This window comes from Solirubrobacter soli DSM 22325 (assembly GCF_000423665.1).
Taxonomy (GTDB): Bacteria; Actinomycetota; Thermoleophilia; order Solirubrobacterales; family Solirubrobacteraceae; genus Solirubrobacter; species Solirubrobacter soli.
Genome location: NZ_AUIK01000010.1, coordinates 360,311 through 381,274, shown reverse-complemented (window position 1 = coordinate 381,274; position 20,964 = coordinate 360,311). Strand labels below are relative to the sequence as shown.

Sequence of the window (20,964 nt, the reverse complement as noted above, 5' to 3'; positions counted from 1 at the left end):
CCGCTGTCTCATCTCAGGACGGCGTACCTCACATGCACGACGCCGGTGTCGTCGGAGCCGAAGGTCTCGAGCCGCTCGAGCTTGCCGGCCGGGACGTCGTCGAGCAGGCGCGAGCCGCTGCCCAGGAGGACCGGTGCGATGTGGACGTTGAGCTCGTCGAGCAGGCCCTCCCGCAGGAGTTGCGAGACCGCGCTGCCGCCGCCGTGGACCTGCACGTCCTTCTCGCCCGCGGCCGCGATCGCCTGCTCGTAGGCCGAGCGGACGCCGTCGGTGACGTAGTGGAAGGTCGTCCCGCCCTCCATCTCGAGCGGCTCGCGCGCGTGGTGGGTGAGGACGTAGACGTCGTGGTGGAAGGGCGGGTCGTCGCCCCACCAGCCGCGCGGGTTCGAGTCGTCCTCCCACCCGCCGGCGCCGCCGCTGTACATCTTGCGGCCCATGATCCCGGCGCCGATGCGGGCACGCAGGGCCGCGATGTGCCTGGAGTCCGCGTTGTCCTCGCCTCCCTGGCCGCCGTGCTCCTGCTGCCAGGACATCGCCTTGAACGCCCACTCGTGCAGCTGCATGCCGCCGATCCCGAGCGGGTCCTGCTGGCTCGGGTCCGGGCCTGCGACGAAGCCGTCGAGCGAGATGGAAAGATCAGCGATCACCTTGGTCATGGCCTCACAGACTGCCGGTTCGGGCAGGATTCATCGCTGATGATCGACCTCGCCGCCGAAACCGAGCGCCTGCTGAGCTTCGCGGAGGGCTCGCGGCACCCCGAGGGCGGCTTCGCCTGGCTGCGCTCGGACGGCACGCCGGACCTCGACCGCCCGCGCGAGCTGTGGATCACGACGCGGATGACACACGTGTTCGCGCTCGGCGAGCTGCTCGGGTGGCCGGGTGCCGCCGAGCTGGTGGCGCACGGGCTGGACTCGCTGCGCCACGACTTCCGCGACGGCGTGCACGGCGGCTGGTTCGCGCAGGTGGGCGGGTCGACCGACAAGCGCGCCTACGAGCACGTCTTCGTGGTGCTGGCGGCGGCGTCGGCGGGTGACGACGAGCTGCTGGGGGAGGCGCTCGAGGTGCTCGACACCCGCTTCTGGGAGGAGTCTTCCGGCGCGCTCGCCGATGTCTGGAACCGTGACTGGAGCGAATTGGAGCCCTACCGCGGCGCCAACGCGAACATGCACGGCGTCGAGGCGCTGCTCGCGTCCGGCGACCCGCTCTGGCGTGAGCGCGCCGTGCGGATGACGCAGCGGCTGGTGGTCGACAACCATCCGATGCTCAACGAGCACTTCGACGCTCGCTGGCAGCCGCTGCCCGACTACAACCGCGCCACGCCGGCGCACCCGTTCCGGCCCTACGGGGCCACGATCGGGCACTGGTTCGAGTGGGCGCGGCTGGCGTTCACGCTCGACCGTTTCCGCTTCGAGGCCGACGCGCGGCGCCTCTTCACGGCGGGCGTGCAGACCGGATGGGACGGCGCGGGCTTCGTCTACACGGTCGACTGGGACGGCACGCCCGTCGTCTCGGACCACCTGCACTGGGTGCTGTGCGAGGCGATCGCCGCGGCGGCGGTGCTGGGGGAGGACGCGCTGCAGGCCGAGTGGTGGGAGCTCGCCGAACGCGTCTTCATCGACCGCGAGGACGGCTCATGGCGCCACGAGCTCGACGCGGCCAATCGCCCGTCGAGCACGGTCTGGGACGGCAAGCCCGACGTCTACCACGCGCTGCAGGCGACGCTCATCCCGCGTGTTCCGCTGCGGGACTCGCTCGCCGCAAGTCTGCGGGCGTAGGTTCGGAGTCCATCGGCGGCGGGGTCATCGCGGCGGCCGTGATCACCAGCGCGAACGCGGCGATCCGGATCAGCAACGCGAGCGGATCCTCCGGGAGCGGCTCCTGGAAGACGAACGGGCCGGCCGCGATCGTCAGCACGTTGGCGGTGGCGCTCGTGAGCGCGATCACCGGGACGGCGGGGCCGATCTGCAGCGAGCGGGCGGAGACGAGCAGCCCGATCAAGCTCAGCGCGACGATCACGAACGCGAACGGGTGCCAGATCACGGCGACCCCGAGGTCGGACGCCTTGCCGCTGAGGGCCTTGATCGTGACGTCCGACGCGGCCCAGAAGAGGCCGGCCGAGACCGCGAGCGCGGGACCGCTGTGGGCGCGGCGGGCGAGGATGAAGGCGGCGAGCGTGGCACCGCACACGGTGATCGCGAACGTGATGTCGTCGTAGTCGCCGTGGGCGGTATCGGCCGTGCCCTCGAGCGTCGCGGCGAGGAACGCCAGACCGGCGGCGGTGAGCCCGACGCCGATCCACTCGCGGCGGGTCACCGACTGCCCGAAGACGCGGTCGGCGACGACGGTGACGAGCACCAGCCCGCCCGCGATCGTCGCCTGCACGACGCTGATCGGCGCCAGCCCGAGGGCGATCACGTGAAAGCCCCACGAGGTCGTCGCCACCACGCAGCCGATCGTGTAGATCGGCGAGCGGAACAGGGCGATGGTGGAGTGCAGCGGGCGCTTCCACTCCACCGGCGGTGCCTGCACCGCGCCCTTGTGCTTGAGGAAGAAGCCGAGGACCGACCCCAGCGCGGTCAGGAAGGCGAAGAAGAGACCGAGCTGAACGGAGAACGGCACTCCATTCAGCTTATGAGACCAGGCGCGTCCTCTTGAAACCGAACCAGCGGTCCTCGTTGGTGAACTCCTCGTTGGGCGAGATGCGCAGGTTGTAGCTGCCGAGCTTGGCGCCGCGGAACGTGAACGCCTTGAAGCTCTTCGTCAGGTCGCCGCACGGGCCGGAGGTCGCGCCGAGCCGCTGCGTGAACACGGTCTTGCCGCCGCGCACGTAGTGCAGGAAGAGCTCGTCGGCGCCGGTCCAGCCGGTCGTCTCGAAGCGCAGGCGCTGGCCGCGGCGGATCGTCGAGCGGTAGCCCGTGAGCGTGCCGTCCCAGGCAGTCAGGTCGAAGCCGGCGGTGGCGCCGTCGGCGGTGTCGAGCGCGACCGGGATCGCGGAGGAGTCCGCGTTGAAGTCCTTCAGGTCCGGCGCGGTCACCTCGGTGTCGAGCGCGCCGGTCGCGTCGGAGGTCGCGTCGGAGGTCAGGATCTCGTCGTTGCCGGTGAACTGGAGCGTGACCGGCGAGCTGGGAGCGAAGCCGGAGCCGGTGATCGTGATCGTGTCCTGGCCGGCCGCGTAGCACTCGCGGTCGGTGGACATCGTGGGCGCCGCGAGCGCGGCCGTGAGCATGAGGGCGGGGAGGAGCATCAGGCGACGCTACGTGGCCGCCGGTCCGCCGACAATCAGGAGGGCGCCCTTAATCTTCATCAGGCCAACGTCCGTGCTCTGAGAAGTAGGCGCGCGCCTCGTCCTCCGCGGTGCGCTCGCGGTCGCCGCTCGCCCCGTAGCGATAGAGGACGTTGAGCAGCAGGATCGCCAGGCCGGCGCCGACGCACATCGCCCAACCCTCCCAGCGCAGCGACTCGTCCGTCGTGAACAGGATCACGAACCCGATCACCACCAGGACGGCGGGGACTATGTAACGCACCGTGCGCAGGCCCATGGGTGTCACGCTACCGGCGATGCGGTATTTCGAAGAGCGCTCGCCGGGCGAAGGGGTCCGGCCCGCGCGCGCGTTCCTGCGTTCCGACGCGCCGTCGCTGTCTTTGAACGGCGAGTGGGCGTTCCGCTACAGCGAGCGGGCCGACGTGCCCGCCGACTTCGTCGATCGCGACTACGACGAGAGCGGCTGGGCGCGGCTGCCCGTCCCGTCGCACTGGCAGCTGCACGGCTACGGCGCGCCCGCGTACACGAACGTGCGCTACCCGTTCCCCGTCGACCCGCCGTTCGTGCCGGACGAGAACCCGACAGGCGACTACCGCCGCTGGTTCGACGTCCCTGAAGGCTTCGACGGGCCGGCCGTTCTGCGCTTCGAGGGCGTCGACTCCTGCGCGCGGGTCTGGCTCAACGGCGACTACCTGGGGACGACCCGCGGTTCGCGGCTCCCGGCGGAGTTCGACGTCGGCGGCGTGTTGCGAGTGGGTGAGGCGAACGTCCTGGCGGTGCGGGTGCACCAGTGGTCGTCGGGGTCCTACCTCGAGGATCAGGACATGTGGTGGCTATCGGGGATCTTCCGCGACGTGACGCTGTTGTCGCGCCCGGCTTCCGGCGCGATCGAGGACGTCTTCGTGCACGCCGACTACGACCACGTGAGCGGGAGCGGGTCGCTGCGGGTCGACGTGCCGGGCGTGTCCGCGCGGGTGACGGTTCCGGAGCTCGGGATCGCGGCGCTCGGCGGGGAGACCGTGACGGTCGAGCGGGTCGAGGCCTGGAGCGCCGAGGTCCCGCGGCTCTATGACTGCGTGGTGGCGTCGGCCACCGAGCGCGTGACGTTGCGGATCGGCTTCCGGCGCGTGGTGATCGAGGACGGGCTGCTGCAGGTCAACGGGCACCGCGTCCAGTTCCACGGGGTCAACCGGCACGAGTTCGACCCGCTGCGTGGGCGTGTGGTCTCGGAGTCTCTTATGCGCCAGGACATCGAGCTGATGAAGACGCACAACGTCAACGCCGTGCGCACCTCCCACTACCCGCCGCATCCGCGCTTCCTCGAGCTCTGCGACGAGCTCGGGCTCTACGTGATCGACGAGTGCGACCTGGAGACGCACGGCTTCTGGCCGCTGGACTGGCGCGGGAACCCGTCCGACGATGTCGAGTGGGAGCACGCGCTGGTCGACCGCATGCGGCGGATGGTCGAGCGCGACAAGAACCACCCGTCGATCGTCCTGTGGTCGCTGGGCAACGAGAGCGGGTCGGGGCGCAACCTGAGCGCGATGGCGGCGTGGGCGCGGGGGCGCGATCCCTCGCGGCCGCTGCACTACGAGCACGACTGGTCCTGCCGCGACGTCGACGTCTACTCGCGCATGTACGCCTCACACGAGGAGGTCGATGCGATCGGGCGTGGGGAGGAGTCGCCTTTGGAGGACGCGGCGTTGGACGCGCGGCGCCGGCGGATGCCGTTCCTGCTGTGCGAGTACGCGCACGCGATGGGCACCGGGCCGGGAGGGTTGGCCGACTACCAGGCGCTGTTCGAGCGCCACCCACGCTGTCAGGGCGGGTTCGTGTGGGAGTGGATCGACCACGGCCTGTGGGAGGTGGATCGCGGTTTCTACGCGTACGGCGGCGACTTCGGCGAACCGCTGCACGACGGCAACTTCGTCGCCGACGGGCTCCTCTTCCCGGACCGGGTCCCGTCGCCGGGGCTGGTGGAGCTCAAGAAGGTGTTCGAGCCGGTGCGGATCACGGAGGCGCACGGCGGGGCCCTGCGAATCGAGAACCGCTTCACGTTCCGCGACCTCTCGCACCTCGCGCTCGAGTGGGCGCTGGAGGAGGAGGGCGTGGCCGTGGCCTCCGGCTCGCTCGAGTTGGGGTCGCTGCCGGCGGGTGCGGTGGCGGAGCTGCCGCTGCCCTCGTTGCCTTCCTGCGTCGGCGAGACCTGGCTTACCGTGCGCGCGGTCCTCTCGGCCGACCAGCCCTGGGCGCCCGCCGGCCACGAGGTCGCCTGGGGCCAGCTCCCGATCCGCCCGGCGCCGTCCTCGCAAAACCTAAAGGGGCCTGACCCCTTTAGGTTGGCGGAGTTCGATCCGCGGACCGGCGTGCTGGCGCGGCTCGGCGGGGTGTCCCTGATCGGGCCGCGGTTGGACGTGTGGCGCGCGCCGACGGACAATGACGAGGGCTACCACGGCCCCGACCAACTCGGCCCGGTGTGGCGGGGCAACGGGCTGGACCGGATGCGCCACCGCACGATCGCGGTCGATCGCGTCGGCGAGACCCTGGTCGTCCGTACCCGCGTCGCCCCGGCGGCGTCGGACATGGGGATCCTCGCCACCTACACGTGGACCGGTGTGGACGAGGCGCTCGCGCTGGCGCTCGACCTGCAGTTCGAAGGCGAGTGGCCGTTCCCGCTCCCGCGGGTCGGTGTGCGCTTCGCCGTCCCCGCGCCCCTGGACCGGGTCGAGTGGTTCGGCCGCGGCCCGGGCGAGGCCTACCCCGACTCGAGCCGAGCCGCCCGCGTCGGCCGCTTCTCCTCCTCGGTCGAGGACCTGCAGACGCCGTACCTGATGCCGCAGGAGAACGGTCACCGCACCGAGGTCCGCTGGGCGAGCCTCGGAGGTCTGCGCCTCGAGGGCCACCCGCACTTCGGCCTGACGGTGCGACCGTGGACCTCCGAGGCGCTGGCCGCCGCCAAGCACCCACCGGACCTCGCCCCGGACCCGGACTGGGTGTGGGTCAACGCCGACCTCGCCCAACAGGGCCTCGGCTCCGCCTCCTGCGGCCCGGGCGTCCTCCCGCAGTACCGCCTGCTGCCCGGCCCGATGACCTTCTCGCTCACCCTAAAGCCCACCTAAAGGGTCTGACCCTTTAGGTCGTCGTTAGGGTTGCGCGCCGCGCTACGGCGCGGCGCGCGCCTAAAGGAAACCTAAGGGGTCTGACCCTTTAGCTGGCGTTTAGGGACGTGGAGGCGCCGGCGCAGTCGTAGAGGGTCACGCCGTCGGCGTCGACCGGCCGGCAGGCGTTCTCGACGGCGGTCATCGCGGCGGTGGAGCCCGGGCGGCCGTCGTTGCGCAGGCCGCCTCCGCCGTCGCCGTCGGCGAGGACCCACCGGATCTTGCCCCGGGCGACCTCGTCGGCCAGCCACTGGGGGGTGACGGCGCTCTCGCGGCCGGAGAACCCGCCGATACCGGCGATGTCGGCGTTGGAGGAGATGATCGCCGCCGCCGCGGTGGACTGGCTGGAGACGGCGAGGGTGCCGCCGCCGTTGGCCTTGATGTAGGCGAGCGCCGAGGTCAGCGAGGTGGAGTTGCCGCCGAACGGGCCGCCACCGCCGCCCGGGCCGCCGAAGCCGCCGCCCGCGCCGCCGGGACCGAAGCCGCCCGCGCCCGGGGTCGTCGTCCCGCTCGCGCCCGGCGCGGCGCCGCCGGGGGTGAACCCGGGCGTCGCGCCGCCGGGCGCCGCGCCGCCGGGCGCCGCGCCGCCGGGCGCCGCGCCGCCGGGCGCCGCGCCGTTGGGGGGCGCGAACCGCCCTCCGCCGAAGCCGCCGCGGCCGCCGGGCCCGCCCGGGCCGCCGCCGAAGCCCACGCCCGCCGTCGCCGGACCGCCCGCCGGGAACGTGCCACTCGTGGCGTGGCCGAGGGTCTGGACGGACCAGGTCGCCGGGGCGATCAGCAGCGCCGCGATCGCACCCGCCACGCCGGCGTGGCGGGTGCGGGCGTCCGGGGCGAACGCGAGCGCGCCCGCCGCGAGCACGCCGACGACGACGAGCACCGGAGGCAGCCACTGGAGGCCGGTGGTGTTCCCGAGGACGGCGAGCTCGGTCACGACGGCGGCGCCGATCGCGAGCGGGCCCGCGACGCGCGCCAGCAGGTCGCCCTCGGCGAACCGCACCGCGCCCGCGCCGATCAGCGCGGCGGTGAACGGCGCCAGCTCGCTGACGTAGTAGGGATGAAAGATGCCCTTGGCGCTCGAGAACGCGACCGCCGCGGTCAGCGCCGTCCCACCCACGGCGAGCACCCAGCCGGTGGCCGGATCGCGGCGCGAGAGCCGCGTCGAGACGACGAGCGCGACGCCCGACACGAGGGCGAACCCGAGCAGCCAGCCCGCCTGACCGCCCAGCGCGGCGTTCAAGAGCCGGAAGACGCCCGGATCGCCGCCGAAGAGCCCGTTGCCGCCGCCGAAGCCACCGCCGCCACCGCCGCCCATCCCCGCGGGCCCCCCTGCCTGCCCGTCGAGCCGGCCCAGGCCGTTGTAGTCGGTGATCAGCGACCAGATCGAGTTGTCCGACGTCCCCGAGATCCACGGCCTCGAGGACGCCGGGGTCAGCGCGACGAGCAGCGGCCAGGCACCGCCGGCGACGAGCAGGGCGAGCCCGCCCGCGAGCAGCCCGCGCACCTGGCTGCGCGGCGCCGCCCACACCCAAGCGACCGCCAATGCCGGCACGACCAGCAGCGCCGCGCCCATCTTGGTCTCGAACCCGAGCCCCACGCACGCGCCCGCGAGCACCATCCAGCGCACGCGCCCGGCCTCCAAGCCCCGCACCGTCGCCCACACCGCACCGACGACGCAGAGGATCAGCAGCGCGTCCGGGTTGTTGTGACGCGAGACCGCGACCGCGATCGGCGTCAGCGCCAGCACCGCGCCCGCGATGAACCCGCCCGCACGACCGAACCGACGCGCGACCAGGTCATAGACGAGCCAGACCGACGCGACGCCCATCAGCGCCTGCGGCACGAGCATCGCCCACGACGAGTATCCGAACACGCGCACCGACAGCGCCTGCACCCACAACGCCATCGGCGGCTTGTCGACGGTCATCACCCCGCCCGGGTCCAGCGACCCGTACAGGAACGCGTGCCACGACCCCGCCATCGAGCGCACCGCGCCCGCGTAGTACTCGTTCGCCCATCCGTTGCGCGAGAGCGCCCACAGGTTCAGGGCGCCCGCCAGCACGAGCAGGGCGCAGACTTCAGGGCGGGGGAGGCTTACGGCACGCCCGCGCGCGCCCGGGCGGGCTCCGACGCGCAGGCCGTCATGGGTCGCGACAGACATGGGGCCAGCATCGGTTCGCGCCCTAAGAGATGACTCGGAGGTCCCTGAGAGCTTCCTGGGAAGGCGCGAGAACTATCCTTGCCCGCCGTGTCCAGGTCCTTCGCCGTCGCTTCCGCGTGCCTCGCCCTGCTGCTCACCGCGTGCGGGGGGTCGGACAAGCCCAAGCCGACCGCCACGCCGAACCCGGAGATCACCGCCGCGGCGAACGCGGACACCGACGGCAACAAGTGCGCGCGCGCCGCCGATCCCGGCAAGCAGACGCGCGACAAGCTCGCCAAGCCCGACGAGGAGCTCGACGCCTCGCGCACCTACGTCGCGACCGTCAAGACCAATTGCGGCACGTTTCAGATCACGCTCGACTCCGAGCGGGCGCCGAAGACCGGTGGGTCGTTCAAGTACCTGGCCGACCAGGGCTTCTACAACGGGCTGCTGATCCACCGGATCGTCCCCGGCTTCGTCTTTCAGGGCGGCGACCCGCAGGGCACGGGCGAGGGCGGCCCCGGCTACACGATCGAAGAGGCGCCGCCCAAGGACCTCAAGTACGACAAGTACGTGGTGGCGATGGCCAAGACCGGCCAGGAGCCCGCGGGCACCTCCGGGTCGCAGTTCTTCGTCGTCACCGGTCCGGACGCGGAGCAGCTCACGCCGGACTACGCGCTGCTCGGCAAGGTCACGTCCGGGATGGACGTGGCCGACAAGATCGGCGCGATCGTCACCGACCCGCGGACGGACTTCCCGGACGACCCGGTGCTGATCGAGTCGATCACCGTGGCCGAGGCCTGAGCACCCTACGCGCCCAGGTTCCAGATCCCGCCCGCGTTGGTGGGCACGATCTCGAGCGCGAGCTGGAAGCGGTCGGGCGGCAGCTCGCCGTGCGAGGGGAAGAGCAGGCAGCCGGTCTTCGTGCGGCCGACGTCGAGCCGCCAGGGATCGGCGTCCATGCCCTTCGAGCAGGCCGCGCTGGCGCCCTCCTCGACCCCCACGGGATCGCCGTCCGCGTACGTCACGCTCGCGTTGCGCAGCGGCGCCTCGTAGACCGTGATGCCCGTGTTCTCGAGCCTCAGGTGCACGGCGGTGTAATCGCCCGCGCGGTCGACCTTGGTCACGGTCACCTTCTGGCGGATGCCGATGTTCACGCCGGTGAGCGTGATCGCGTCGCCGAGCCCCGCCTCGGCGGGCTTGGGCGGCTGGTGGTACTCCGCCTCGACGTCGGCGTGCTCGTCGCCCGTGGGCTCGTCGTGGACCTCGACGTAGTAGTCCTTGACGCCCTGCGAGTACCCCGCCAGGTCGGGGTCCTCGGCCCGCGCCGGCGGCGGCGTCGCGGTGGCGGTCGGGGTGGGCTCGGCCCGCTTCTCTGAGCCGCAGCCCGCGAGCAGCAGGAGCGCGAGCCCGGCGACGGCAAACAACGATCTCATGTGTCCCTCGGAAAGAGCACGGGGGCGCCGGCCGCGCGTAAGCGGCCGACGCCCCCGGGTACGGACCCCTTGCTTACGGAGTGGTGGTGCTCACCGTGAAGGTGAGCGTCTTGCTGTAGCTACCGGCACGGAGGGTGTCGGTGGCGCCGATCGCCTGGCGGAAGCCGATCGTGACGACGTCCGCGCCCGCGGTCGGGCCGGTGTACGTGAGCAGGTTGAGCGGCGTGTTGGCCGTCTCGCTCAGCGGCGCGTACGCCGGGTTCGGGGTGGCGGTGTTGGCCGCGCGGACCTGCAGGGCCGCCGGCAGCGCGAACGTGCCGTTGACCAGGTGACCGGTGGCGGTCGTGCTCGGATCGGTGACCGAGAGCGTCGCGTCCGCGGCGGTGCTGACGACCGACGCGCCCACGGCGGTGTCGTAGTTGCGGGCGACGGCGGGCGTGAAGGCGCCGAAGCTGCCCGTGCCGCCGAGCGTGAGTGCCAGCGACGAGGCGACCGTGCCGCCGATGCCGCCGATGGCGCTCGAGGTGCTCGCGCCCGTCAGGAGGATCGACTCCGTCGCGTCATCGGCGTTGGAGGTGATGCGCAGCAGGGCGACCGAGCGGAAGTTGGTCTTGGTGGGCTTGAAGCCGACCTTGACCGTGCAGCTGCCGCGCGGGACGGCGGGGGTGGCGTTCGGGTCGCCGGCGGGCAGCGTCGCGTTGACGCAGGTGCTCGAGACGATCGCGAAGTCGCCCGGATCGGTGCTGCCCTGGGCCGTCGTGGCGATCGAGTTGGCCGTGATCGTCAGCGGGGCCTGGCCCGTGTTGGTGATCTTCACGTCGACCGCGTTCTCGGCGGCCGGGGTGCCGGCGGCGACCGTCGGGAAGCTCGTCGGCAGGCCGAGGACGGCCGGAGCGATCGAGGCGCCGATCGGCGACAGGTTCGTGAAGGACGTGTCGGCGTCGGTGATCGTGCCGCCGTCGTGCTCGTGGTGGTAGTACTGCGCCCGGTTCTTCGCGGCGGTGAAGATCGGACGGAAGTCGAGCTCGCCGGTGCCCGTCGGGCGCGGGGAGCCGGTGCGGCTGTTGGTCGGGCTGACGTCGCCGACGATGTTGATGCCGTCCTTGATGTGCAGCATCTTCACGCGGGTCGGGTTCGCGTTGATCAGCGCCGCGGTCGCGTTGCCGGTCGTGTCGTTGAACGCGTCCGACGACCAAAAGACGTCGATCTCGGCCTGCACGTAGCGGGCGTCGGTGCGGTCCATCAGGATCTGCCAGGCCGACTTCAGGACGCCGTTGTCGACGTACTTGGCGTCGAACTCGCCCGTGTGGTTGTGGATGTAGACCGGGCCGACGCCGGACTCGACGGACTCCTTGCCGAGGCGGTTCAGCGTCTCAGCGGTGCGGAGCGTCGAGTCGTAGGTGCCGATGCCCGGGTTGGCGACGCCGCCCGAGCCGATGTAGTCGGCGCCGAGGATCTTGGCCGCGGCGATGCGCTCGGTCCAGGCCGGGCCGACGTCGGTCACGGTGCCGTGCCAGCCCGCGGCGTGCAGGCCGTACTTGTCCAGCAGCGCGCGGTAGGCGACCAGGCCCGGGATGTCGTTCTGGGCCGGGAAGCCGGAGTGCGCGAAGAGCTCGATGTTCGTCCAGCCCTTCTTCTGGAAGAACGCGAACAGGCCCTCGAGGCGCTCGAGCCGGCACGCGGCCGTCGTCGAGGTCGCGCACGCCGCCGAGACGCCGGTGATCGGGTTCGCCGCGCCCGTGTTGCCGCCGTTGTTCAGGTAGCCGCCGTAGTTGAACATCTGCGTGCTGGCCTGGCCGGCGGGGATGCCGTTGCCGGTCTTCTCAGGCCGCTGCGCATTCGCGGCCGAAGACCCGGCGAGCACCGCGACGGACGTCGCGGCGACGACGGCGCACGCACGCGTGCGCCGGGAGATTCCCTTCACTTGCTTCCTCCTCTTCGGTGACCTCGAACCGGCGAGGTCGATGACAACCCGATGAGAAGACTATTAGAACTTTCGGAGCGAAGTCAATCCGCTTTTGGTCGAGCCTCAGCGCAAAGTCGCGACTGTTGACCAGGTACGTCCGCCGTCCTTCGTGCGTCGGATCTTCCCTCCGACAACGGCCGCGAGCACCTCGTTCTGACGCCCGACCGCAACTTCGGAGGGGAGGCCGCCCACTTCGCCCCGGTCCTCCCACTTGCGCCCGCCGTCCGGGCTGACCCGGACCTTGCCGTTGCGGTCGACGCTGAACAGGGCGTCCTTGCTCGGCCAGGCCAGCCGTGCGCCGAACGTCGTGTCGCGCGGGCGCCAGGACTGGCCGGCGTTCGCGGAGATGAACGTGCCCTGCTCGGTCGAGACGGCCCACTGGTTGGGGTCGCCGGGGTTGACGACGACGTCGATCGGCGCGGCCGGCGGCGTGCGCGTCTCCCACGTGGCGCCGCCGTCGCTCGAGACCTGGATGTCGGGCGACTCGGCATTGACGCCGATGATCTTCTTGCCGGCGATCTCGAGCTCGTGGTAGTCGGCCTCCGGGCCCTGGACGCGGTCCCACGTCTCGCCGTGGTCGGCGGAGTGGATCAGGCCGAGGTTCTCCGGCAGCTGGCCCTGGAGCGGGTGGCCCGAGGCGAGCAGGTCGTTCGGGCCCTTGAAGCGCACGACGAGGTTGCCGGAGACGGTGCCGCCGTCGACCGTGCCGGTGAGCTTCTCGGCGTCCTTCGCGCCTGGCTTGATCCGGTACAGCGCCGGGCCGGACCCGATCATGATCGTGCCGTCGCCCGGGTCGACCGTGACCGAGTTGATCGCGGGGCTCGAGCCGTCGCTCGCGCCGGTGTCGGGCGGCGCGGTCTCGACCGCCGGCGCCTCGGTGGCGGTCTCCGCCGGTGCGGTCGTGTCCGTCGGCGCGGCGGGCTCGGGGTCGCTGCCGCCGCACGCGCTGAGCGCCAATGTGGCGAGCACGCACGCGCGCGCGAGGCGCTCACGCCGCACAGTCGAACCTCGCGCGGCCCGCGGCCATCTCGATCGCCCCGAGGAGGTGGCGAACGAAGCGAGGCTCGGCGTAGGACTCCTTCGTATGACCCATTGCGGTGTACACCGAGCGGCCGCCATCGTAGCGGTGACACCAGGCGAGCGGACGCGACTCGTCGAGGCGGGCGAGCAGGTGCGCTTGGGGCTGGGAGCGGAACTCGTACCACTCGTCGGTGCGCTCCCACGGATTCGGGAGACCGCGAGTGGCGGCGCTCGTCGTGTCGACCAGCTGCACGGCGCGACGCGTGATCCCACGGTCGTGGCGCTTGAAGCGCGCGCCCACCAGGCCCTCGTACCAGGGCCAGTCCCCACGGGTGTCGGACGCGGCGTGCACACCGAGGAATCCGCCCCCTCGGCGGATGTACGACACAAAAGCGGACCGCTGCGTCTCATCCTTGATCGGGGTGCCGGTCGTGGAGAGGAAGATGACGACGTCGTATCGACGCAGTGAGCGGGCGGTGAACTTCCGCGCGTCGCTCGTCGTATCCACTTGGAAGGCATGCCGGGACGCGAGGCGCCTGATGGCCGCGACCCCGGCGGGGATCGAGTCGTGGCGGTAGCCGGTCGTCTTCGTGAACACCAGCGCGCGGAACGGCTTCGGCGCCGAGGTGGCGATCGAACGCTCGCCGCCGCACGCGAACGAAACGACGACCGCTATCACAATGGGAACTAGTCGAAAGATTTGTTTTGCCATCCAACAATCAGACTTGGTCTTGACAACCAGCATAAAGTGCAATCGATGAGCCGTGGAGAGGCACGACGCTACGCTCGTGCGGTGTCGGAGGGTCCGAGGGAATGAACACAGAAAGCCGCGTGGGGGTGTGGCTCGTCGGGGGCCGTGGGTCGGTCGCGACGACCGCGATGACGGGCGCGGCGGCGGTCGCCGCGGGTCTCGCGGAGCCGACCGGGCTCGTCACGATGCGCGCGCCGTTCACGGACGCCGGACTGCCGTCTCTCGGTGATCTGGTCTTCGGCGGCCACGACGTCGTCGAGACGCCCTTGGCGGTCCGCGCGTCACGCCTGGTGGACGACGGCGTGTTGCCGGTCGGACTGCCTGGAGCGCTCGCCGGCGCCCTCGAGGCGGCCGAGTCCGAGCAGCGTCCCGGGATCACCGGTCGCGAGGCGCGGATGGAGCCGCAGGCCGCGCTCGCCCGCATCGTCACCGACCTCAACGCCTTCCGCACCCGCCACGACCTCTCGCGAGTGGTCGTCGTCAACGTCTCCTCGACCGAGGCGCCCGTGGAGCCGCATCCGGCCCACGCGGACCCGCGCGCGCTGATGGACGCGCTCGACCAGAACCTCGGGATCCTCCCGCCGAGCGCGCTGTACGCGCTCGCGGCGATCGAGACCGGGTGCGCGTTCGTGGACTTCACGCCGTCCGTCGGCGCGCGGCTGCCCGCGATCGAGGCGCTGGCCGAGGCCCACGAGGTGCCGCTGGCAGGCTCGGACGGCAAGACCGGCGAGACGTTCATGAAGTCGGCGCTGGCGCCCGCGTTCGCCGCCCGCGCGCTGAAGGTGCGCTCGTGGTCTGGCATGAACATCCTCGGCGGCGGTGACGGCGCGGCCCTGGCCGATCCGGCGCGCGCCCAGTCCAAGCTCGACTCCAAGGGCCGCTTGCTCGAGGAGATCCTCGGCTACCCGGTCGAGGCGCCGATCCACATCGAGGACGTGCGCGACATGGGCGAGTGGAAGACCGCCTGGGATCACATCGTCTTCGAAGGCTTCCTCGGCATCCGGATGAAGCTGCAGTTCACGTGGGAGGGCTGCGACTCGGCGCTGGCGGCGCCGCTGCTGCTCGACCTGATCCGGCTGGCGGCGCTCGCGCTCGAGCGCCGGGAGGCGGGCCCGATGGTCAACCTCGCGTTCTTCTTCAAGGACCCGGTCCGAACCGGTGAGCACGAGCTGCACAAGCAATTCGAGATGTTGGAGCGCTGGGTGCTCCAGAAAGTCGCCGCATGAGTCTTCCGGCGCCGGCGGATGTGGCGGAGCTGGTCCGCCTGCCGGCGGTGTTGAGCGTTCCCGGCGACGTGCTCGTCGGGGCCGCCGTGTCGGGCCAGGTGCGCGACCTGCCGCGCACCGCGGGGCTGGTCGCCGCCTCCTCCTGCATGTACTTGGCGGGGATGGCGCTCAACGACTACGCCGACCGCGAGATCGACGCCGTGGAGCGGCCGGGTCGGCCGATCCCGTCGGGGCGGGTCACCCCGGGGTTCGCGCTCGGGCTCGCGGGCGCGCTGACGCTCGGCGCCGCGGCGCTGTCGGTCGCCGCGGACGGTCCCCGCGCGCTCGCGGTGACGGCTCCGCTCGCCGCCGCGGTCTGGGGCTATGACCTGACGCTCAAGTCGCAGCCGATCGCGAGCGCCTCGATGTCCGCCTGTCGCGGGCTGGACGTGATGATGGGCGCGGGCGCGCACGGTGCCGCCGCGGCGGTCCCGGCCGCGGCCGTCGTCGCCGCGCACATCGCGGTGGTCACGGAGGTCTCGCGCCGCGAGGTCACCGGCGGTGACCCGGCCGTGCCCAAGCGCGCGCTGGTCGCGACGCTGGGGGTCGCCGCCGCGGGTGCGCTGCTGAGCCGCCGCGCGCCCCGCCTGGGCCGCGCCGCCGCGCTCGGGCTCGTCGGCGCCTACGCGGGCATCGTCGGCCGCGCGCACGCCGACGCGGTCGCCGATCCCTCGCCCGCGCGCATGCAGCGCGCGGTGGGCGCGGGGATCCTGGGTTTGATCCCACTGGAGGCCGGTCTGTTGGCCGGTTCCGGAGCTATCGTGCCGGCCGCGGGCGTGGCCACGTTGTGGCCGATCGCCCGCAAGGCCGCAAAAAAGAGAGCTGTCACTTGACGCGCGACGCTGGTCACGTCGCGGAGGGGGGAAGCCGATCGTGAGCCTGCGCTTCGGGTATGTCTCGAACGGATTGTCGGATCATCGCCTCGAGCACGCGCTCGAGTTGCTCGCGGAGAACAGGTACTCCGGCGTCGCGCTGACGCTGGACCACATCCACTTCGACCCGTTCGCGCCGCGGATGCGCGCCCGGGCGGCGCGGCTGCGCAACGAGCTCGATGCGCTCGGGTTGGACGTGGTCGTGGAGACGGGTGCGCGTTTCGTGCTCGACCCGCGACGCAAGCACTTCCCGACGCTCGTGAGCGACGGGCGCCAGCGGCGGGTGGACCTGCTCTGCACGGCGGTCGACGTCGCGGCCGAGCTCGGCGCCCCGGTCGTCTCGATGTGGTCGGGCGCCGCGCCGGAGCACGAGCCGCGTGAGCTCGCCTGGGATCTCCTGGTCGACGGCTGCGAGCGAGTCCTGACGCACGCCGCCGACAACGGCATCACGCTCGCCTTCGAGCCCGAGCCCGGGATGCTGGTCGAGACGCTGGCCGACTACGAGCTGCTCGCCGAGCGCCTCGGTCACCCGCCGGCGCTGGGCCTGACGCTCGACATCGGCCACATCATCTGCCTCGAGCCGATGTCGGTCACCGAGTGCGTGCGGCGCGGTGCGGCCACGCTCGCGCACGTCCACATCGAGGACATGCGGCGCGGCGTTCACGAGCACCTGGAGTTCGGCGCGGGCGAGCTGGACCTCGACGAGGCGCTCGCGGTGCTGACCGAGGTCGGCTACGGGGGCATGGTCGCGGTGGAGCTCTCGCGCCACTCGCACGCCGCCCACGAGATGGTGCCGCGCGCGATGGCGGCCCTGCGCGCGTCCGAACGGGAGGTGGTGGCACGGTGAATCTGTCTGAACTCTCTATCGCTCTCGAGTCCCGCGCCACGCCCGAAGGCCTCGCCTGGCTGCGCGAGGCGAGCGCCAACGTCGCCGCCGACGCCACGAAGGTCCGGACGCTGTTCCCGATGGTCGGCCGCAAGGTCGGGCGCGACACGCTCGACGAGGGCGCGGACCCGGCCGACGTGTGGACCTGGAGCGTCGACGACGCCGCGCGCGTCCTGCTGCTGGCCGCGATGGGGGAGGGCGCCGAGGCCGAATTGGCCGAGCTGTACCGCTTCGGCGACGCAGCCGAGCGCCGCGGCCTCCTGCGCGCGCTGCCGTTCCTTGAGATCGGCGATCGCGGGATCGTCCTCACCGACGACGCGATCCGCACCAACGACACGCGGCTGATCGCCGCCGCGCTCGGGCCGTACGCCACCGAGCACCTGCCGGACGCTGCCTATGACCAGGCGGTCTTGAAGTGCGTGTTCGTCGGCGTCCCGATCACCGGGATCGACGGCATCCCCGAGCGCGTGACCCCGGACGGCGCGCGGATGCTCGCCGCGTTCGTGCACGAGCGCGTCGCCGCCGGGCGCGACGTCCCGCCCGCCGTCTGGATCGTCATCGACAAGTACCCGCACGCGGAGGAGATCGCCGCGATCGAGGCCGAGCTCGACAGCGAGTTCGAAGACCGCCGAGCCGCCGCCCAGCGTGCGTTGAGCCACAGAGATCAAGGCGGGCAGCCCCTCCGCCCCACCCCGATCATCCGACCTTGAGAGTGGAGAGCCAGCCATGAGGATCTTCGACCCGCACGCGCACATGACGTCGCGGACCACCGACGACTACGAGGCGATGGCGGCCTCGGGCGTCAAGGTGTTGGTCGAGCCGGCCTTCTGGCTCGGCCAGCCGCGCACGTACGTCGGCTCGTTCATCGACTACTTCAACTCGCTGCTGGGCTGGGAGCGCTTCCGCGCGGCGCAGTTCGGCATCCGCCATCACTGCACGATCGGCCTCAACCCCAAGGAGGCCAACGACGACCAGCTGCGCCGCGACGTCCTCGACGTCCTCCCGCGCTTCCTGGCCAAGGACGGCGTGGTGGCGGTCGGCGAGATCGGCTTCGACTCGATGACGCCCGCCGAGGACGAGGCGTTCCGCGAGCAGCTCAAGCTGGCGGTCGAGTTCGAGCTGCCCGTGCTCGTGCACACCCCGCACCGCGACAAGGCGGCCGGCACGCGGCGGACGATCGAGCTGGTCGAGGAATCCGGCATCGCGCCCGAGCTCGTGGTCATCGACCACAACAACGAGCTCACGGTCAACGAGGTGCTGGCGTCCGGCTCCTGGGCGGGCTTCTCGATCTACCCGGGCACGAAGATGGACGAGTACCGCATGGTCCGCGTGCTCGAGGAGCACGGGCCGGAGCGGATCATCGTCAACTCGGCGTGCGACTGGGGCGTGAGCGATCCGCTGAAGGTCCGCAAGACCGCGGATGCGATGAAGGAGGCCGGGTTCGACGACGACGTCATCGACCAGGTCGTCTGGCGCAACCCGGTCGAGTTCTTCGCCCAGAGCGGGCGGCTGATCCTCGACGAGCTGGGCGAGGCGGATTTGACGGCGACGTTCGAAGGGTCCGGTGTGCTTCGCGGTGAGCGGGCGTGAGGCTGCGGCACGCCGACGGCAGCCTGCTGCACCTCGCCTACTGCTCCAACGTCCACCCGGCTGACGATCTCGACGGGGTCGCGGCGCAGCTCGAACGGTTCACCGCGCGCGTGCGCGAGAAGCTCGACGTGCCGAAACTCGGCATCGGGCTCTGGGTCGCCGCGCCCGCGGTCGCCGACGAGGCGGCCGCTTCGCGGCTCGCCGATCAGCTCGAGCGGCTCTCGCTGGAAGTGGTCACGTTGAACGGGTTCCCGTACAAGGCGTTCCACGCGGACGTCGTCAAGCGCGACGTCTACTGGCCGCACTGGGCGCAGGACGACCGCCGCGAGTACACGCTCGGGCTCGCCCGCCTGCTGGCCAAGCTGCTGCCCGCCGACGTGACCGACGGGTCGATCTCGACGCTGCCGCTCGGCTGGCGCGAGGGTTGGGACGACGCCGCCCAGGACGCCGCGCTGCGCGCGCTCGCCGATCTCGCCGTCGAGCTCGAGGAGATCGAGCACGCGACCGGCAAGACGATCCGGCTGGCGCTCGAGCCCGAGCCCGGCTGCACGGTCGAGACGATCGCGCAGGCGTGCGACGCGATCGGCGGCCTCGCGCCCGACTGGATCGGCGTCTGCCTCGACGCCTGCCACCTCGCGGTGCAGTTCGAGGACCCCGCCGAGGCGGTCGAGCTGCTCGCATCAAAAAATGTTCCGATCGTCAAGACACAAGTGAGTTCGGCGCTTCGCGTCCCTTCGCCCGGGACTGAGGAGGGGCGCGAGCTGCTCGCCCGCTTCGACGAGCCGAAGTTCCTGCACCAGGTGCGCGAGTGCGTGAACTCGCACGTCGAGGGGACGGACGACCTGCCCGAGGCGCTGGCCGGCGGCCTGCCGGGCGAGCGCGAGTGGCGGGTGCACTTCCACGTGCCGGTCAACTCGGCCGAGCACACGACGCAGGCCGAGCTGAGCGCGACCCTGGCCGCGCTCGCCGGCGGGCCCGCGCCGCTGACCCGTCACTATGAGGTCGAGACCTACACGTGGAGCGTGATGCGCGACGCGCCGCGCGACGACGAGGGACTCGTGGCCGGTCTGGCGGGTGAACTGGAATGGACGCGCGACCGGTTGGTCGCGCTGGGAGCAGAGGTGATCGAATGACGCTCGTGGTCATTGACGCGGTGGGGCTCACGCCGCGCGCACTGAAGGACATGCCCCGGGTCTCCAAGCTCGGCGCGGACGGCTTCCAGGCCGCACTTGACCCGATCGTGCCCGCGGTCACCTGTTCGGTCCAGGCGACGTTCACCACGGGGTTGACCCCCACCGACCACGGCATCGTCGGCAACGGCTGGTACTTCCGCGACCTCGGCGAGGTCTTCCTCTGGCGCCAGCACAACAAGCTCGTGCAGGGCGAGAACGTGTGGGACACCGCGCGCCGCTCCAAGCCGGGCTTCCGCGCCGCGAACCTCTGCTGGTGGTACGCGATGGGGATGTCGACGGACCTCGTGGTCACGCCGCGCCCGATCTACCACGCCGACGGCCGCAAGTCGCCGGATTGCTACACGTACCCGCCGCAGCTGCACGACAACCTGACCGGCCCGCTGGGCGACTTCCCGCTCTTCCAGTACTGGGGCCCGACGGCGTCGATCAAGTCCACCAAGTGGATCGCCGACGCGGCCAAGATCGTGCTCGACAACGAGCAGCTCGACCTGCTGCTGGTCTACCTGCCGCACCTCGACTACGACCACCAGCGCTTCGGCCCCAACAGCCCCGAGGCGGCCAAGGCCGCGCGTGAGCTCGACGAGGTCCTGGGCGACCTGCTTGATCACATCCAGGGTCGCGGCGACAAGGCCGTCGTGCTGAGCGAGTACGGCATCACCGAGGCCAAGCGCCCGGTGGAGATCAACCGCGCCCTACGCCGCGCGGGGCTCCTGAACGTCTACACGCAGGCGGGCATGGAGTACCTCGATCCGTGGACCTCGCGCGCGTTTGCGGTGTCGGACCACCAGATCGCCCACGTCTACGTCGCCAACCCCGCCGATCTCCCCGCCGCCCGCGAGGCGATCGCGGGACTCGACGGCGTGGGGGAGGTGCTGGAAGGCGAGGCGCTCGCCGCCGCCGGCCTCGCGCACGAGCGCTCCGGCGAGCTCGTCGTCCTAGCCGAGCGCGACGCCTGGTTCACCTACCACTACTGGCTCGACAACGCCCACGCCCCGGACTTCGGCCGCCAGGTGGAGATCCACCGCAAGCCGGGCTACGACCCCGCCGAGCTGTTCATGGACCCGGACGACGAAAAGGGCGCCAAGCTCCGCGCGGGCCTCGCCCTCGGACGCAAGATGACCGGCTTCCGCTACGTCATGAGCGTCGTGGGCCTCGACGCGTCCAAGTACGTCAAGGGCACCCACGGCCTCCTGCCCCCCTCAGACGAGGACGGACCCGTCTTCCTCTGCAGCGAGGGTTCCTTCGCTCGCGAACGAATCGCCGCCACGGAAGTGCGCGATCTCCTGCTCGACCTGAGCGGCGTCACGGAGTCCGCGAGGGCCTGATTTCGAGGGGGTGGCGAACGTTTCGCCCCTGTACGAGGGCGAAACGTTCGCCACCCCGGCGTGGCGCGGCGCCGGCGTGGCGCGGCGCCGGCGTGGCGCGGCG

19 protein-coding genes are annotated in these 20,964 nt (G+C 71.6%); 10 read left to right on the top strand and 9 right to left on the bottom strand.

Annotated elements, in window-relative coordinates; genetic code table 11:
- Positions 1-8 precede the first annotated feature (8 nt).
- Positions 9-656, bottom strand: coding sequence for a dihydrofolate reductase family protein (locus G569_RS0111640; RefSeq protein ID WP_028063596.1), 648 nt, complete (start codon positions 654-656; stop codon positions 9-11).
- 39 nt (positions 657-695) lie between these two features.
- Here G569_RS0111640 and G569_RS0111635 point away from each other — a divergent pair, with 39 nt between their 5' ends.
- Positions 696-1,775 carry an AGE family epimerase/isomerase gene (locus tag G569_RS0111635; RefSeq protein ID WP_037495894.1) on the top strand — a complete coding sequence of 360 codons (1,080 nt, stop codon included), beginning with the start codon at positions 696-698 and terminating at the stop codon, positions 1,773-1,775.
- On the opposite strand, the gene G569_RS47555 is transcribed toward G569_RS0111635, so the two are convergent.
- Genes G569_RS47555 through G569_RS0111620 form a run of 3 tightly spaced genes read right to left on the bottom strand, consistent with a single transcriptional unit; the run spans position 1,723 to position 3,539 of the window.
- Complete coding sequence (locus G569_RS47555) at positions 1,723-2,619, bottom strand: DMT family protein (protein WP_053226204.1); 897 nt, start codon at positions 2,617-2,619, stop codon at positions 1,723-1,725. The two genes, G569_RS0111635 and G569_RS47555, sit on opposite strands and share 53 nt — an antisense overlap.
- Before the next feature lie 10 nt (positions 2,620-2,629).
- Positions 2,630-3,244: a hypothetical protein gene (locus tag G569_RS0111625; RefSeq protein WP_028063543.1), complete on the bottom strand. Its 615-nt coding sequence runs from the start codon at positions 3,242-3,244 to the stop codon at positions 2,630-2,632.
- 49 nt (positions 3,245-3,293) lie between these two features.
- Positions 3,294-3,539 (bottom strand): hypothetical protein, encoded by a 246-nt coding sequence (locus G569_RS0111620; protein WP_037495892.1) that lies wholly within the window; start codon positions 3,537-3,539, stop codon positions 3,294-3,296.
- A gap of 19 nt (positions 3,540-3,558) precedes the next feature.
- Here G569_RS0111620 and G569_RS0111615 point away from each other — a divergent pair, with 19 nt between their 5' ends.
- Positions 3,559-6,381 carry a glycoside hydrolase family 2 TIM barrel-domain containing protein gene (locus G569_RS0111615; protein ID WP_028063541.1) on the top strand — a complete coding sequence of 941 codons (2,823 nt, stop codon included), beginning with the start codon at positions 3,559-3,561 and terminating at the stop codon, positions 6,379-6,381.
- 88 nt (positions 6,382-6,469) lie between these two features.
- Here the strand turns inward: G569_RS0111615 and G569_RS47550 are convergent, their stop codons facing one another.
- On the bottom strand, positions 6,470-8,578 hold the full coding sequence (locus G569_RS47550) for an ArnT family glycosyltransferase (RefSeq protein WP_084284721.1): 2,109 nt from the start codon (positions 8,576-8,578) through the stop codon (positions 6,470-6,472).
- Between the two features lie 87 nt (positions 8,579-8,665).
- On the opposite strand from G569_RS47550, the gene G569_RS47545 reads away from it, so the two are divergent.
- A complete protein-coding gene (locus G569_RS47545) occupies positions 8,666-9,361 on the top strand; it encodes a peptidylprolyl isomerase (RefSeq protein ID WP_053226202.1) in 696 nt (231 codons plus the stop codon).
- A 5-nt stretch (positions 9,362-9,366) separates the two neighbouring features.
- Here the strand turns inward: G569_RS47545 and G569_RS0111600 are convergent, their stop codons facing one another.
- From G569_RS0111600 to G569_RS0111585, 4 genes are all read right to left on the bottom strand, one after another.
- The gene (locus G569_RS0111600; RefSeq protein WP_037495890.1) at positions 9,367-9,993 is read right to left on the bottom strand and encodes a hypothetical protein; all 627 of its coding nucleotides are present in this window, start codon (positions 9,991-9,993) and stop codon (positions 9,367-9,369) included.
- Positions 9,994-10,066: 73 nt separating this feature from the next.
- Positions 10,067-11,917, bottom strand: coding sequence for a TIM barrel protein (locus G569_RS0111595; protein WP_028063539.1), 1,851 nt, complete (start codon positions 11,915-11,917; stop codon positions 10,067-10,069).
- Between the two features lie 105 nt (positions 11,918-12,022).
- Entirely contained in the window at positions 12,023-12,958 is a 936-nt protein-coding gene (locus G569_RS0111590; RefSeq protein ID WP_028063538.1) for a WD40/YVTN/BNR-like repeat-containing protein, read from the bottom strand.
- Positions 12,948-13,724 carry a ThuA domain-containing protein gene (locus G569_RS0111585; protein ID WP_157591969.1) on the bottom strand — a complete coding sequence of 259 codons (777 nt, stop codon included), beginning with the start codon at positions 13,722-13,724 and terminating at the stop codon, positions 12,948-12,950. Before G569_RS0111585 ends, G569_RS0111590 begins: the two co-directional genes overlap by 11 nt.
- A gap of 68 nt (positions 13,725-13,792) precedes the next feature.
- On the opposite strand from G569_RS0111585, the gene G569_RS0111580 reads away from it, so the two are divergent.
- Genes G569_RS0111580 through G569_RS0111550 form a run of 7 tightly spaced genes read left to right on the top strand, consistent with a single transcriptional unit; the run spans position 13,793 to position 20,861 of the window.
- Positions 13,793-14,956 carry an inositol-3-phosphate synthase gene (locus G569_RS0111580; protein ID WP_028063536.1) on the top strand — a complete coding sequence of 388 codons (1,164 nt, stop codon included), beginning with the start codon at positions 13,793-13,795 and terminating at the stop codon, positions 14,954-14,956.
- Positions 14,953-15,828 (top strand): SCO3242 family prenyltransferase, encoded by an 876-nt coding sequence (locus tag G569_RS0111575; protein ID WP_028063535.1) that lies wholly within the window; start codon positions 14,953-14,955, stop codon positions 15,826-15,828. The genes G569_RS0111580 and G569_RS0111575 overlap by 4 nt, the downstream gene beginning before the upstream one ends.
- Positions 15,829-15,868: 40 nt before the next feature.
- Positions 15,869-16,714 (top strand): sugar phosphate isomerase/epimerase family protein, encoded by an 846-nt coding sequence (locus G569_RS63760; protein WP_211232964.1) that lies wholly within the window; start codon positions 15,869-15,871, stop codon positions 16,712-16,714.
- The gene (locus tag G569_RS63755) at positions 16,711-17,463 is read left to right on the top strand and encodes an EboA domain-containing protein (RefSeq protein ID WP_211232963.1); all 753 of its coding nucleotides are present in this window, start codon (positions 16,711-16,713) and stop codon (positions 17,461-17,463) included. Before G569_RS63760 ends, G569_RS63755 begins: the two co-directional genes overlap by 4 nt.
- A 16-nt stretch (positions 17,464-17,479) precedes the next feature.
- Positions 17,480-18,343, top strand: a complete 864-nt coding sequence (locus tag G569_RS0111560; protein WP_028063533.1) for a TatD family hydrolase — start codon at positions 17,480-17,482, stop codon at positions 18,341-18,343.
- Entirely contained in the window at positions 18,340-19,476 is a 1,137-nt protein-coding gene (eboE, locus tag G569_RS0111555; protein WP_028063532.1) for a metabolite traffic protein EboE, read from the top strand. The genes G569_RS0111560 and eboE overlap by 4 nt, the downstream gene beginning before the upstream one ends.
- Positions 19,473-20,861, top strand: a complete 1,389-nt coding sequence (locus G569_RS0111550; RefSeq protein WP_028063531.1) for an alkaline phosphatase family protein — start codon at positions 19,473-19,475, stop codon at positions 20,859-20,861. The genes eboE and G569_RS0111550 overlap by 4 nt, the downstream gene beginning before the upstream one ends.
- Positions 20,862-20,964 lie beyond the last annotated feature (103 nt).

Coding starts and splice junctions, on each gene's coding strand:
- G569_RS0111640 (WP_028063596.1), bottom strand. CDS start 656: ATGACCAAGGTGATCGCTGATCTTTCCATCTCGCTCGACGGCTTCGTC.
- G569_RS0111635 (WP_037495894.1), top strand. CDS start 696: ATGATCGACCTCGCCGCCGAAACCGAGCGCCTGCTGAGCTTCGCGGAG.
- G569_RS0111625 (WP_028063543.1), bottom strand. CDS start 3,244: ATGCTCCTCCCCGCCCTCATGCTCACGGCCGCGCTCGCGGCGCCCACG.
- G569_RS0111620 (WP_037495892.1), bottom strand. CDS start 3,539: ATGGGCCTGCGCACGGTGCGTTACATAGTCCCCGCCGTCCTGGTGGTG.
- G569_RS0111615 (WP_028063541.1), top strand. CDS start 3,559: ATGCGGTATTTCGAAGAGCGCTCGCCGGGCGAAGGGGTCCGGCCCGCG.
- G569_RS47550 (WP_084284721.1), bottom strand. CDS start 8,578: ATGTCTGTCGCGACCCATGACGGCCTGCGCGTCGGAGCCCGCCCGGGC.
- G569_RS0111600 (WP_037495890.1), bottom strand. CDS start 9,993: ATGAGATCGTTGTTTGCCGTCGCCGGGCTCGCGCTCCTGCTGCTCGCG.
- G569_RS0111585 (WP_157591969.1), bottom strand. CDS start 13,724: ATGCTGGTTGTCAAGACCAAGTCTGATTGTTGGATGGCAAAACAAATC.
- G569_RS0111580 (WP_028063536.1), top strand. CDS start 13,793: ATGAACACAGAAAGCCGCGTGGGGGTGTGGCTCGTCGGGGGCCGTGGG.
- G569_RS0111575 (WP_028063535.1), top strand. CDS start 14,953: ATGAGTCTTCCGGCGCCGGCGGATGTGGCGGAGCTGGTCCGCCTGCCG.
- G569_RS0111560 (WP_028063533.1), top strand. CDS start 17,480: ATGAGGATCTTCGACCCGCACGCGCACATGACGTCGCGGACCACCGAC.
- G569_RS0111550 (WP_028063531.1), top strand. CDS start 19,473: ATGACGCTCGTGGTCATTGACGCGGTGGGGCTCACGCCGCGCGCACTG.